The 14,569-nt window shown below is 34.5% G+C and carries 10 protein-coding genes and 1 pseudogene; all 11 read left to right on the forward strand.

Features of this window, described 5'->3' with window-relative positions:
• Positions 1–17 precede the first annotated feature (17 nt).
• The 11 genes and pseudogenes from dhaL (at position 18) to J3U57_RS09985 (ending at position 14,437) form a co-directional block, all read left to right on the forward strand.
• Positions 18–668: a dihydroxyacetone kinase subunit DhaL gene (gene dhaL, locus J3U57_RS09935; RefSeq protein ID WP_267344583.1), complete on the forward strand. Its 651-nt coding sequence runs from the start codon at positions 18–20 to the stop codon at positions 666–668.
• Positions 669–750: 82 nt separating this feature from the next.
• Positions 751–1,863, forward strand: a complete 1,113-nt coding sequence (locus tag J3U57_RS09940) for a glycerol dehydrogenase (RefSeq protein ID WP_267344585.1) — start codon at positions 751–753, stop codon at positions 1,861–1,863.
• Positions 1,864–2,075: 212 nt separating this feature from the next.
• Positions 2,076–2,855, forward strand: a complete 780-nt coding sequence (locus tag J3U57_RS09945; protein WP_267344586.1) for a triose-phosphate isomerase — start codon at positions 2,076–2,078, stop codon at positions 2,853–2,855.
• 22 nt (positions 2,856–2,877) lie between these two features.
• Positions 2,878–3,852, forward strand: a complete 975-nt coding sequence (locus J3U57_RS09950; RefSeq protein ID WP_065633492.1) for a sugar-binding transcriptional regulator — start codon at positions 2,878–2,880, stop codon at positions 3,850–3,852.
• Between the two features lie 36 nt (positions 3,853–3,888).
• Positions 3,889–4,024 (forward strand): annotated as a pseudogene (locus J3U57_RS09955) (sodium:proton antiporter); the annotation flags it as partial.
• 694 nt (positions 4,025–4,718) lie between these two features.
• Positions 4,719–5,723, forward strand: coding sequence for a nucleoid-associated protein YejK (gene yejK / locus J3U57_RS09960; protein WP_267344587.1), 1,005 nt, complete (start codon positions 4,719–4,721; stop codon positions 5,721–5,723).
• 20 nt (positions 5,724–5,743) lie between these two features.
• Positions 5,744–6,589, forward strand: coding sequence for a deoxyribonuclease IV (gene nfo, locus J3U57_RS09965; protein WP_267344589.1), 846 nt, complete (start codon positions 5,744–5,746; stop codon positions 6,587–6,589).
• Complete coding sequence (locus tag J3U57_RS09970) at positions 6,586–7,608, forward strand: hypothetical protein (RefSeq protein ID WP_267344590.1); 1,023 nt, start codon at positions 6,586–6,588, stop codon at positions 7,606–7,608. The genes nfo and J3U57_RS09970 overlap by 4 nt, the downstream gene beginning before the upstream one ends.
• A gap of 116 nt (positions 7,609–7,724) precedes the next feature.
• Entirely contained in the window at positions 7,725–10,268 is a 2,544-nt protein-coding gene (locus J3U57_RS09975) for a DUF4132 domain-containing protein (RefSeq protein WP_267344591.1), read from the forward strand.
• An 18-nt stretch (positions 10,269–10,286) separates the two neighbouring features.
• On the forward strand, positions 10,287–10,442 hold the full coding sequence (locus J3U57_RS09980) for a hypothetical protein (RefSeq protein WP_267344592.1): 156 nt from the start codon (positions 10,287–10,289) through the stop codon (positions 10,440–10,442).
• 353 nt (positions 10,443–10,795) lie between these two features.
• Entirely contained in the window at positions 10,796–14,437 is a 3,642-nt protein-coding gene (locus J3U57_RS09985; RefSeq protein ID WP_267344594.1) for a DUF4132 domain-containing protein, read from the forward strand.
• The last annotated feature ends 132 nt before the right edge of the window (positions 14,438–14,569 follow it).

Below are 14,569 nucleotides of genomic sequence, written 5' to 3' on the forward strand. Positions count from 1 at the left end.
TACCAAGGAGAGGAAAAATGAGTGCCCTGATGCTAAATAAATCTTATTTTATCGAAACATTTAAAAAAATAGCCGATATGGCCGAAAAAAACCGTGACCACCTCAGTAAATTAGATTCTGACATTGGCGATGGTGATCATGGTATTAATTTGACCATAGGTTTTCGTGAAGTAGAAAAGCAACTGCCACTCTTGTCTGACTCAACAGCAGATATTGCTGAATTAATGAAGAAAGTAGGAATGATTTTATTGAGCAAAGTCGGCGGAGCATCAGGGCCTTTATATGGTAGTTTTTTTATGAAAATGGCAAACCATACAACTGGAAAACAAGCAGTAACATTCAAAGAGTTCTGTCAAATGTATCAAGATGGTGTTGAAGCTGTACAAATGCGAGGAAAAGCCGAACTTAATGATAAAACAATGATAGATGCACTGATTCCGGGGCTAAATATTTTAAACAATTATAAAGAGGGTGATGACCCTGTAAAAACGTTAGAAATTTGCGTTGATGAAATGAAAAAAGGTTCCGAGTTAACTATTCCATTGGTTGCTAAAAAAGGGCGATCCATGCGATTAGGTGAACGAGCGATAGGGCACAAGGATGCGGGATCTGAATCAGCTTGGATGATTATGAATGAATTTTTACAGCAATTAAAACTCGAGAAGTAATTCTCCAGAAGTAAATTAATTATTTTAATTGAATTAATAATAATTAATTAGTTAGTAAATGTGTTTATAAGAGGATTTTAATATGGATAAGGTTTTTGTTAGTCCTAATAGATATGTACAAGGTAAAGATTTGCTGACTCGTGCAGAAGCATACATCAAACCCTTTGGGACCAATTTTTTAATCCTAGCAGATAAGAATATTTGGAATATTGCTGCCAATCAACTCGCCGATTCACTCGAAAAAGCCGAACTATCGATTACTAAAGCCATTTTTAACAGCGAATGTTCAATGGTAGAAATTAACCGATTACTTGATGAGTTTAAATCAAAAAAATTTGATGCAATTATTGGTGTAGGTGGCGGTAAAACACTTGATACGGCTAAAGCACTTGCCGCCAAATATAATATACCTAAAGTTTGTGTACCAACAACTGCATCAACCGATGCACCAACGGCTAAAGTTTCAGTCGTTTATACTGAAGATGGTGTTTTTGACTTTTTATGGCACCATTATAAAAATCCAGATTTGGTATTAGTTGACACTCGAGTGATTGCAAATGCACCGGTTAGATCGTTAAAATCAGGTATAGCTGATGGGCTGGCAACTTGGGTTGAAGCCAGAACCTCCATTCGTAGTTGCCATAAAACGGATGCTGGTGGTATTGCAACAATTGCTGGTGAAGCAATTGCCAGAGAGTGTGAAAAAACCATATTTGAGTATGCATTACTTGCTGTTGAATCGAATGAAAAGAAATTAGTTACCCCAGCGTTAGAAGCTATTGTTGAAGCGAATACCTTACTAAGTGGCCTTGGTTTTGAAAATGGTGGTTTAGGTGCAGCTCATGCTATTCATAATGGTTTTACTGCCGTATCAGGTGATGTGCATCATCTAACGCATGGTGAAAAAGTGGCATATGGCACAATCGCTCAACTAGTGCTAGAAGGTCGACCAATTGCTGAGCTTGAAAGGTATATCGATTTATATATTAAGTTGGATTTACCCATCACGTTAGAGCAAGTGCATTTAGATAAAATTACAGAAGAAGAGTTTCAATTAATTGGCGAAAAAGCCATTGCTCCTGTTGAAACTATCCATAGTCTGCCTTTTGCGGTGACGGCTGATGATGTGATACAAGCTATCAAAGCAACAGATTATTATGTGAAGAGTTATAAAAAACGTTTAGGTATCGCCTAACACCAAAACAACACGTGCTTTTAGGTCAACAATCGTTATTGCTTAAATAAGTTACTTTTTGCCGTAATAATGAGAGTGTTGCTAAAACAAGATAAATGATAAAAAAATGGGGAAGAATAGTCAGGTTAGTCAATAACTATTCTTCAACCCATTTTTACTATTGGAAGCCTATAAAAAAGCGATAAAAAATCACATTAATAAAAGGACAAATTATGAAAAAAATATTCATAGGCACCAGCTGGAAAATGAATAAAACCTTAGCCGAAGCATTGTTATTTTGTGAACAACTAAAAACCTACTATCCCGAAGATTTAAAAAGTCATATCCAACCGTTTGTCATTCCTCCTTTTACGTGTGTTCGAGATGTGGCGGAATACTTATATCAACACAACATAAATTGCTTAACCGGTGTCCAAAATATGCATTTTGAAGAATCGGGTGCTTTTACCGGTGAAATATCTCCAATTATGGTAAAAGATACCGGTGCTAAAATAGTTGAATTAGGGCATTCTGAGCGCCGTGAATTTTTTGGTGAAACCGATATGACAATAAATAAAAAAGTTCATGCTGCACTCAAACACCAATTAACACCATTAGTTTGTGTTGGGGACAGCGCTCAAGAAAAATCTTGGGGAGTCTCGAGTGAAACTGTTGTAAAGCAGATGAAGATTGCGCTATCGGGAATTGATCATAATCAAGTTAGTCAGGTTATGATTGCATATGAGCCGATATGGGCAATTGGTGAAAAAGGCGTACCGGCAACACCTCAAGAGGCTGAATTTATTCATCATAATTTACGTTTAGCGCTCTCTGATCTCTATGGTTCAGAAGTGGCTAATCACATGATTTTACTCTATGGTGGTAGTGTCAATCTTGAAAATTCGACCCAATTAATTGCTCAGCCCAATATTGATGGTCTATTTATTGGTCGTAGTGCATGGCAAGCGACAGGTTTTTGTAATATATTATCCGCTATAAATCAGCAACGATAATATTGAGAAACAAGGCGAACTAATGGATAGATTTGACGATAAACAAGAAGCAGAACTACTCACCGAGATAGCTGTTGCCTATTATGAGTATGAACAAACTCAAGAAGAGATAGCGCAACGATTTGGCATTTCGCGTATTAAAGTCGGTCGCTTGTTAAAAAAAGCTAGAGCTGAAGGGATTGTTGAAATCAATGTCAAATATCATCCAATATTTAGTTCACGGATTGAACAACAATTTGTTAACCATTTTGGTATTAAGCGTGCACTGATAGCCTTAGATCATCAAGATGAAGACGAACAGCGACGGCAAGTTGCGGCTCTTGTTTCTAACTATTTATCAAGTAATTTAAAAAATGGTATGACTGTTGCGGTAGGGCAAGGTCGAAATGTTGCTGCTATTGCCAGTCATGTTGGGGTATTTCCTGAAAAACAATGTAAATTTATTTGTGGAATAGGAGGAACGCAACGAGTTGGTGAAATTATTGATGCTGATCATATTAGCCGAAGCCTAGCTAGAAAATTTAATGCCAGCAGTGAAACGCTTTATGCACCAGCATATGTCGAAAACCGCGAGCTTAAACACGCTTTTATGCAAAATCGTGTCATAAAAGATACGTTAGAACGTGCATCTAAAGCTGATATTGCTTTAGTTGGCTTAGGGGATATGAACGAAAATTGTTATATGGTGCAATTAGGTTGGTTTACCCCACAAGAGATCACCTATGCGACATTAAATCAAGGGGTGATTGGGGATATTGCTGGCTATGGTTTTTTCGATATTAATGGCAACCCAGTTGATACCGTAATGAATGATCGGGTCATTGGTTTAAGTATCGAAGAGTTACGTAATATTCCCTGCGTAATCGCTATTGCCTCGGAAAACACCAAATCAACCGCTATTTTAGGTGCGTTGAGATCAGGGGTAATTGATATTATTGCTACCAGTGCATCGAATGCAAGAACAGTGCTGAGTTTGCAGCAAAATACAGCTAAGTAGATAGCTGTATTAATCACATATTGGCGCTTTTATCTTCTTATTATCTTTTTCATCTTTCTCGTTGCTAACATTGGCGGGGAATTAACACCATTAGGTGATCCGCCGTTATTTATTGGTTTTTTTAGAGTTGATTTTTTGGGCTGTTAAGCAGATGCTTTGCCCGGTTAATATTATTGATTAATTGAAGATAAATGTTCCGCCTCCCCATTTTAAAAATGATTAATTTTGCTAACAAGTTTAAGAAAACAACGGTGATTATGTATAAAAATATTGTTTTTGGGGCTTTTAGCGTATTTCGAAAAACTAAAAAATAGCACAAAATTTTACCGATATTTATGATGATCTTAATATTGAAGTCAAATATAGATTGCAAAACATCAATTTGAAATACCGCAAAAATTGATGGTGGGGATGCATCTTATACTTTTATTTATAGAAGTAATAAAACAAAATTAATAACAGTCTATTTTTCAGATTAACTATTTACAAAAAATTCAGATCATTTAATGCAAAAATAGAAAAAAGCCATAACAAAGAATTGGTTTGTTCCACTTTTCGATTAATTGTTTTTTGTTATTCTTACAATTTTCTGTAACTAACGTCATTCCACTTTTAATCGTGGATGTTATCATTATACCGTATTGTCATTATTAGCTATAAAAGCTAGGTTCTACCAGAAAGCTATAGTAAAAATAAACCATGTGATTGGCAATATTTATACGAAAGCGTGAATGGCAGAAAGAATCGAATATTCAAATAGATATAAGCTTAGTTTATTGTTGTTGTTTATAATTGCAGATAGCACTTTTTGAACGCTTTGATAAAATAGTTGCAAATAAACGCTATTATCCCAATAGGAATTTAAAATGAGTGTGCAAATAGAAAAAGTTATATTACATAAATTAATTAGAAAAAGTGACACTGAAATCGAATTACAGCTTCGTGATTCAATGTTAAGCAATCAGCAAGCTGTGGTAAATTTAATTGAAGATATCAATCGTATCTATAACAACAAAAGCAAAGCTTATGGACTTTTTAATAGTGAAAGTTTGTTTGAACAATCGCTTAAAGAATTACGTTTAGGTAATCAAGATTTTCTCCACTTTAGTCAAGAATCAACTAAACAATTACGCAATGAACTTGCCAAATATCCGTTTGCCGAAGGGGGAACAGTCGTATTTTGTCATTATCGCTATTTAGCGGTGGAATATCTAATTATTGCCGTGTTAAATAGCTGTTCAAGTATGCTTGTGAATGAAGATTTGGATATTTCCGAAACCCAATATTTAGATATCGATCATGCCGACATTATTGCGCGAATTGATATAACAGAATGGGAAACTCAAGCTGATTCAAAACGCTATTTGACTTTTTTAAAAGGGCGAGTTGGGCGTAAAGTATCGGACTTTTTTATGGATTATTTAGGCGCTAGTGAAGGATTAGATGCCAAAGCGCAAAATAAAACGTTAGTTAAAGCGGTTGATGATTATTGCCAAGAGATGCAATTTGATAAACAAGACAAAAACGCCGCGCGTGAAAATGTTTATAACTACTGTCAAGGTCAATTACAAGCAGGCGAAGAGATAGAACTCAAAAACCTAGCCAGTGAATTACCAGTCAGTGACGATAACAACTTTATGCAATTTGTTAAAAACAGTGATTATGATTTAGAAGACACCTTCCCGGTTGATCGTAGCGCATTACGTCAATTAAAGAAATTTTCAGGCAGTGGTGGTGGATTAACCCTTAGCTTTGATTCCGATCTATTAGGCGAACGCATAAAATGGGATCCACAAACTGATTCTTTGGTGATTAAAGGTATTCCACCCAATTTACGCGATCAACTGCAACGTAACAATGGCTCAAATTAACTATTAGGATGAATAACAGTATGAAATACATTGGTGCACATGTGAGTGCTTCGGGTGGTGTTGACAACGCACCGATTAATGCCTATCAAATTGGTGCAACAGCGTTTGCGCTTTTCACCAAAAATCAACGGCAATGGCATGCAAAACCGCTAGAACCGGCAATGATTGATAGCTTTAAAAAGCGTTGTGAAAAATATGGCTTCACGAGTAAACAAATTCTACCGCATGATAGCTACCTAATTAATTTAGGTCATCCCGATGCTGAACAACTTGAAAAATCGCGCACTGCTTTTCTAGACGAAATGCAGCGCTGTGAACAGTTAGGTTTAACACTGTTAAATTTTCATCCGGGCAGTCATTTAAAACAGATTACTGTTGATGAATGCCTCAAGCGTATAGCTGAGTCGATTAATATGACTTTAGATAAAACCAAAAATGTGGTCGCCGTTATTGAAAACACAGCCGGACAAGGTTCTAATTTAGGTTATAAATTTGAACATTTAGCACAAATAATCGATCAAGTTGATGATAAAAGCCGGGTAGGTGTATGCATTGATACTTGTCATGCTTTTGCTGCCGGTTACGACTTACGCACTGAAAAAGCCTGCCAAGAAACCTTTGCTGAATTTGAAAAAATTGTTGGGTTTAATTATCTACGTGGTATGCACTTAAATGATGCCAAAAGCGAACTGGCTAGCCATGTCGATCGTCACGATAGCTTAGGTGAAGGTAATATTGGCAAAACTGCTTTTAGATATATCATGCAAGATTCAAGAATTGATGAAATACCTTTAATTTTAGAAACCATAAATTCTGATATTTGGGCTCAAGAAATTGCTTGGCTAAAAGAACAGATATCAGCATGAAAAAATTTTTATTACAGGGTTTATTTTGGGGATTCATTTTATCATCCCTTAATTCTTATAGTTATGCGGCAATGCTTGGCGAAAACAAGTTAATAGAATGGGATAAAACAACAATTCAGTCTCAATATCGGTCGGATATTCGCATGTATAGCCCATTTACTGTTTATAATATTGAAAATGAACCTGAATCTACTTTTGTTTCATTATCTGATGATGTGCATTTATATGATGAGAATAATCAACAAGCTATTATTTTAATTCCTGGAGATGAAAAAGAGAGTTACCAAAATGAACAATATTTACTGACAGATTCATACCGTGCTAAATTTTTTGAGTTGGCGGGTTTATCAGAAGACGATAAGGTTTTTATATACGATTATAAACATAATGACTTAACATCATTGCCGATTAGTCAGTTAAATGCTTTTGCTGTGGTGGATACGACTTATTATAAAGCTCCTTTTAAGCAGAACGATTATATATATGGTTTTAAATTAGATGAAAAACTATTTGATCACCATTCAGATTATCTGGTGTCTTTTGGTAAAGAGAATCCATTCGCTCAAGAACAATTAACGCCATTATCGTGGAAAAAAATTAGCAAAGACGATTTCCCAGTACTTGATAAAAATATTGAAATTGCCTCTATTGGATGTCATTGGCCGACAGATGACTTAGTAAAAGGGGATAGCTATTTGTCCGAAGTAAATGGTTTACAATTTTATCTACAAGACTATCAAAAGCCATCCGATCCTGATACGGTTTTAGAGCATTTGATTATTTTAGATTCGGATTCGAATATGATAACCAATGTTAGTCTTTGTTATAGTGAAGGTGGTGGTTTTAAACCATTGAATAATTTAGCAGATAAAAATGAACCAATAGAACAATGGACAGGTAAACTTTTAAAAAATGAACCCCCTGTTATTTTTGATTTTATTTATGGCAGCGCACCTCTTTTTCAATTTATTAATCTAAAGCATCAGTTTTTTGCGCCAAAATACTATTGTCTTGAATAATATTAGGTTTAATTTTGTTTAAAAAGTCATATAAGTTGTATTTAAATTTTGGGTGAGGAGTTAAATAATCCTCAAGATATTATAATAATATGAAATAAGTGAAATAAGGAAATACTTTGAGTCAATCTACATTACAAGCTAAAGATAACGATATAACTCCATATCAATCCATTCCTCAACGCCTGCTGCCAGATAATTTTCGACAAACCTTACAACAAAATATTGATAGGCAATTGGCAATAATAAAAATAAAGGTTGAGGATGAACAAGCAGTTAACAAAACTTGTAATGTTAGTCTTTCAAACCAACAGCAGCGTTGTGACATATTGAAATCAATAACCTCGAACGATCTTGATAATGTTTTTGCTTATTTAAATGGTTTGGTACCAAAAAACAATTTAGATTTGGATAATAATGAATTAGATATATTTGATAAATATGAATTGTCACTCGCCTTATACCAAGATAGTTTGCAACAACTACCTGAGTGTAATTTATGGCATGTATTACGAGCTTATTATTTAGAAAAGCCTAAATATGTCAACAAAGATCTCTCATCATTATTGGAACAAGAATTATATTGTCGAGTTGATCTGCGATTATTAGCTGATGTATTACAAAGTATTACTGGTAGCACGACAATAAAAGATAAGATTGCCGGTGCTTTTTTATTTTATTTTTCCTTACCTTTTTTAGAAAAATATATACTAAATCAAGAACATCTTATTTGGCCATTTTTTGCCGAAAATTTGCATTATATTGATCAGGCATTGGGACTATTCGGTGAAACTAATTTAGAATGTTATAAAACAGCAAATGCTTTAGCGATTCTTTCCCTTTTTCCACAGTTACCTAAACCGTATATTCCACTATTACAGGAGTGGGCTCTAGGCGCTGGTCGTCGCTTTCGTTTACAGTCACAGCTTATTTTAAACAAAATTCCTAATATCCATCTAGAAGTTGAAAAAGCATTATTATCAACAAAACAAGATATACGAATAGTTGCGAGTGATTGGTTAGCGAAATTAGGGGGGGATTCGTCGATCAAATCACTGAAGCGTGCTTTATCAATAGAGAAAAAAGAAGCGGTAATTGCATCTATTCTCAGCGCATTAAGTCAGTTGGGTGAAGATATCTCTTATTATTTATCGCCTGATTATCTGCTAAATGAAGCAAAAAAAGGATTGAAAACCAAAAAACCAGTCAGTCTTGATTGGCTTGAACCTTATATGCTACCAGAATTAATGTGGCAAAATGGTCAGAAAGTTGCTGTTGAAATTATTTATTGGTGGATCATCTTAGCGGTAAAATTAAAACAAACCACTGATAATGGCTTGTTTGATTTCTATTTAAAATTATTAGATGTAAAGAGCCAACAAAAACTTGGGTATTTTGTGGTGCAAATGTTCATTATACAAGATACAGAACTAACATCCGATAAGTACTCACGTTATGTCAGATCTGCACTAAATACCAAAGGCATGTTGGCTTTGTGTAAATATAGTGAACCTTATCAAATTGCTGATATTGTGCGTCCTTATTTAAAATTTCATTCCTCAAAACGTAGTGAAATATCAGCGGTATTTGAGGCGATTGTCACGATTAATCATGCGGTAATTACTCAACTAGTTTATTCTACTTCGCTTCGTTATAGTTCAAATATTGTTCGTAAAAATGCCAAAAAAATACTTGAAGAATTTGCGCAAGCGCAAGCATGCAGCCTTGAACAACTCATTGAAAGAATGGTTCCAACAGCTAATTTAAACGAGCGAGGTGTATTAGATTTTGATTATGGAGATCGTAAATTCACAGCACAGCTCGATCACTGTTTACAATTAGTGATAAAAAATGAAGCGGGTAAAATACTCAAATCGTTACCAGAAGCAACAAATAGCGAAAATGTTGAACAAATCAAAGCATATAAAAAATTACTAACCAGTAGTAAAACAGAGTTAAAACAAGTTATCAACAATCAAACAAAGCGGTTATATGACATGATGTCTATTGGGCAAGTGTGGTCTTACCAAGATTGGTTTGCCAATTTATACCAACATCCTATTATGAATAGAATGATTGAATCGTTGATCTGGCTTGAAGTCGATAATAACAACACAGTCATTAACAGTTTTAGGCCGACAGAAGATGGTTGCTTGATTAACATAAATGATGATGAAGTCACTTTAAATCCTGAGCATTATATTAAGTTAGCGCATAGCGTCTATTTGTCAGATGATCAAGTAGAAGAATGGTTAAATCATCTTAAGGATTACAAAGTTACGCCTCTATTTACTCAATTTGCTAATCATTTACCTGATTTGAGTCAAGTGATTGACAATAAACTAAATGATTATTATGGCAAGGTTATCAAGTTAAATACTTTAAAAAACATATTATACTCGAAAGGCTATCATAGCATTACTGACTGCGATTGTATTGATGGATTCGCTAAATTATATTCAAGCTTAGGGATTCGAGCACGTATTATAGTCAGCCAATTTTATCGTACAACAACAAATAGTGATGAGACTGTAAAACTTTATGATTTGTATTTTACTCAGCAAATAGGAACAATTGAAAAAACGATTCCGCTTGATCGCGTTCCGCAAATTATATTAGCTGAAAGTTATGCCGATTATTGTTTAGTAGCGAAAACAAAATAAAGATATTAAGAATAGGGAATGTTTAATAAAGTAAAAGGTAAAATTGCCTCACTGTTTAGCCGTTTTCAATCGCAGGTCAGTAAAAAAGAGATTGATACGCCGTCTGAACAGCTAATATTAACTATTTTGAATCTTTATGAAAACGCAATCAAACAATCCCTGAAAACATTTTAAGATATGTTATGCTAGGAGATAATTACGCAATTTTGAATAAATAAATTAACGCAAGATTGCCATTATAGCATTGATGACATAATGGATTTTATGTCTTATTCCTGTTCTTGGCTCGGTATCAATTATTGTTATTATTACAATAGTGATAGCGCGTCGCCTAATGCAAGAATCGGATTTTATGAACAATGGATGGATAATTATAATTAATAAGAAAACGACTGATTACACGCTTGGTTTAGTTAGAAATCATTAAAAACAATCAAATTATAACTAGCTTTAGACCAGCGGAAGATGGCTACTTAATTAATATAAATGATTAATAAAAAATATCCTGTATAGGAGAACCAAGGAATATGAAAGAAACACATGCTCAATCTGCTCAACAATTAATTGCAACAATATTCGAACCACTAAACACACTCGATAAAAGTTTGCCAGAGCGTATTACTCAATATGTTTTACAGGGGGATGAAGCTAACGTTTTAAGTGATTTAGAACAATTATGTCAAACTAGCGATAACGCTTATAAACTCTTTGAATTACTATATAAACCCTGTGATTTTTATGGAACAAGCTTTTACGATAAACCAAAACCACCTAAAAAAGCCAGAATAGATTTTTATCAACGTTGGACTGATGACTATACACTTGAACAAATAAGGCGTTTTGGATGTGTTTTGAGCGCAATTTGTTACCATTTGCATTTAGTTAAATTAATTAACCAACAGTTGCCGGCATGGTTTTTATATCTTTTATATGATGGTTTGATTAGCACAATGCCCTCTTTTTGTAAAAATGAAGAAGACATTGAACAACGAAAAAGTTGGTCAATTGAACAATTACACCAACTACTCGAAATGGAAAAAACTGGATTGGGTGAAAAGTTATTATTGGCGATATTTGATCGGCAAAATATGACGAGCAATGACCTAAGTGACTTTCAGTATTTTTACAACATCGATGGATTATTATCTTATATTAAAAATCATCTTAAATTATTTAGCCAGCTACCCGATCAGGATATTGCTGTTTTGGGGCAGGTAGAACAATTAAAGTATATAAAAAAGCATTCTGAACTTCAGCTACCACTGATTGAGTTTATTACTCAGCAAGCCTTACATAGTGCCAAACAAGTCAGTCAATTAGCGACAGATATGCTAATGGGTTTTCCTGTTGAAGATGTGCAATCAAAACTACAACACTTTTTAACGTTGGGCTCGGTTAAACAACGTAGTAATGCCGCTCAATTACTGGCAAGAATATCGTCAGATTCTGCAATATTACAACAAGCATTAGCAAGTGAAACCAATAAAACCGTTATTGGCTCCATTGAAAGCGCTTTGCTACGACTTGAAACTGCTAATAATGCAAAACAACAAACAAATTTAGTTATTCCTTGTTTTGAACCCATTATCGATATCGATTTACCATCGATGGCACAAGACATTTTGCGGCAAAATTATCAAGACTATCACAAACTAAAACATAATGAATTATCTGACACACTAACTGAAAAAAATTTAGATGATATTTATCATTATTTAAATGGTAAAATTCAATACACACCGTTACTTCAAGGGATTAATAAAAACGTCGATTATCATTTTTTACTGACTAAAAATAGACTACAAAATTTACCCGAATTCACCCTTTATCACTTATTTAGAGCAATGCGATTAATTGATCAAAATGGTGGTACTTATTGTTTTGAAAGGGTATATACAAAAAATGACGTTGTTAAAAATTTCGATCTTAGGCAAATCGCCGATGTAATGGCGAAAATTGATTATTGTCAACATGTGCTCTATGCTGTTGCTTTACCATTTTTAACCAGTGAGACTTATCATCCTTTTTATGAAAATCAACCAGATAAATTATGGCCATTTTTTGCTGAACATGAATTTTTACTTGATGAAGTTTTAGGCTTTGCTGAGAGCAATAAATGTTGGTCCTACATTAAACTTGATAAAGTTAGTGCAATAAAAATATTACAACTTTTTCCTAGTCTGCCGACTAAATATGTTAATTATCTTTTTGAACTCGCACTAAAAGAAAACAAATTAATACGGCATGCAGCACAAAACACTCTAAAAGTCATTCCTAATATTTATGATCAAGTTGAACAAGCTTTACTATCGCCCAAACAAGAAGAGCGGATTGCAGCGGCAGATTGGTTGGCACTATTAGGACAAAAATCGTCAATTAAAGCATTACATCATGCATTAAAAAAAGAAAAACGCGAAATTATACAAGCATCACTATTGATTGCTTTAGAAAAATGTGGTGAAGACATAAGTCAACAACTAACCACTGAAAAATTATTAGCTGAAGCAAAACAAGGTCTAAAAGGTAAAAGACCTAATGAATTTGACTGGTTTGATATTAGCTTAATGCCTGCACTTACTTGGCAAAGCGGCGAGGCGGTCGAACCACAAATTATTCAGTGGTGGGCTTGGTTAGCGGTTAAGTTAAAAGAGCCTGTAAACCCACTATTAACAATTTATAGTCAATTGTTAAGTAAACCAAGCCAACAACAATTAGCTGAGTTTATTTTACGTAGTTTTATCAAGCAAGATACTTTAAGACCAAGCATTAACGAAGCCGAAGCGCAAGCTAACCTAATGGCTAATCAACGTTTGCAAGAATACTTAGGTTATTATAAACAATACCCGAGTTTATATCCTGCTTATGCCAATATTACATTGGAACAAGTATTTGAACAGATAAAAAAAGAGACATTAGCTACCTACCTTGGTTCTGCAATTAAAGCAAAGGGTGTATTAGCGTTAACTACCGGTATTGAAGGGCGTATTGCTGTTTCGTTATTACTTGATTTTATGAAACATCACCAAAAACGGCGTGCTCAAATTGAAGCGATGCTAGAACCCCTTGCACAAAGTGATGATCCACTGATTACTCAATTGTTGCTCTCAATAGCTCGACGTCATCGCATGGCAACAATACAAGAAAAAGCACGTTCCTTAGTAGAAACTATTGCTGAACGTAATGGTTGGACATTAGACGAATTAGCCGATCGCACTATATCAACAGCTGGGTTGGATGAAAGTGGTGTGTTAACTCTCGATTATGGCGAACGCACCTTTAGCGCAACGTTAGATGATAAGTTTAAATGGCACTTAAAAAATGCCGATGGTGACGAAATTAAAGCCTTACCGGAAGCACGTAAAAGTGAAGATTCAGCTTTAGTAAAAGATGCGAAAAAACAATTTAGTAACAGTAAAAAAGAACTGACTCAATTACTGGATATGCAAATTAATCGTTTTTATGAAGCGATGTGCACTCAGCGCAGCTGGCGAGTTGATGATTGGCAAACCTATCTACAACCGCATCCAATTGTGGGTCGACTTATTCAACGCTTAGTATGGTTGGAACTCGATGAAAACGGCAATATTGTTAATAGCTTTAGACCAACTGAAGATGTTAGTTTGGTCAATAATCAAGATGACGAAATTGTGTTGAACGAAAATAATCATATTACCGTTGCGCATTCAGCGCTATTAACTGCTGATATCACAGCACATTGGCAAACTCATCTTAAAGATTACAAAATTATTCAATTATTCGATCAATTCAATCATCCATTACCGGATATTCGTCACTTTAAAGATGACATGATTGATAAATATTATGGTTGGTTAACCGATAGTTTTACCATACGAAAAATCCTAACTAAGTTGGGTTATAAACGTAATGATATACAAGATGCGGGTTACTTTGATAGTTATTATAAATATTTTGCTAGCCTTAAACTGTATATTAATATTGAATTCAGTGGTAGCTTTGTCCCTGAAGAAAATATACCGGCAGCGCTTTTCAATCTGTACTTTAGTAAAAATACAACGTTTAAAGATAGATTAATTGCACTTGATGAGTTACCGCCCGTGTTACTTGCTGAAGGCTATGCCGATTATATGGCGGTAGCAGATGCATCAAGCTGTTTTGATCCAAATTGGCAAGATAAGTTAATTTGGTAAAATTGACTAAATATAGCTAGCAAAATACTCACAATGTATGTTTAAAAGGCTGAACCAAAATACTCAATGATTACCAGTTTGTTACTGGTCGAAAGCTATACTGATTATAGAATAGTAGCTGATAGAGCAGCT

This window comes from Gilliamella sp. B3464 (assembly GCF_026536145.1).
Lineage (GTDB): Bacteria > Pseudomonadota > Gammaproteobacteria > Enterobacterales > Orbaceae > Gilliamella.

Excerpts from the sequence above, each read along its gene's own strand:
- yejK (WP_267344587.1), top strand. The coding sequence starts at position 4,719 with ATGAGTGTGCAAATAGAAAAAGTTATATTACATAAATTAATTAGAAAA.
- J3U57_RS09950 (WP_065633492.1), top strand. The coding sequence starts at position 2,878 with ATGGATAGATTTGACGATAAACAAGAAGCAGAACTACTCACCGAGATA.
- dhaL (WP_267344583.1), top strand. The coding sequence starts at position 18 with ATGAGTGCCCTGATGCTAAATAAATCTTATTTTATCGAAACATTTAAA.
- J3U57_RS09940 (WP_267344585.1), top strand. The coding sequence starts at position 751 with ATGGATAAGGTTTTTGTTAGTCCTAATAGATATGTACAAGGTAAAGAT.
- nfo (WP_267344589.1), top strand. The coding sequence starts at position 5,744 with ATGAAATACATTGGTGCACATGTGAGTGCTTCGGGTGGTGTTGACAAC.
- J3U57_RS09945 (WP_267344586.1), top strand. The coding sequence starts at position 2,076 with ATGAAAAAAATATTCATAGGCACCAGCTGGAAAATGAATAAAACCTTA.
- J3U57_RS09970 (WP_267344590.1), top strand. The coding sequence starts at position 6,586 with ATGAAAAAATTTTTATTACAGGGTTTATTTTGGGGATTCATTTTATCA.
- J3U57_RS09985 (WP_267344594.1), top strand. The coding sequence starts at position 10,796 with ATGAAAGAAACACATGCTCAATCTGCTCAACAATTAATTGCAACAATA.
- J3U57_RS09980 (WP_267344592.1), top strand. The coding sequence starts at position 10,287 with ATGTTTAATAAAGTAAAAGGTAAAATTGCCTCACTGTTTAGCCGTTTT.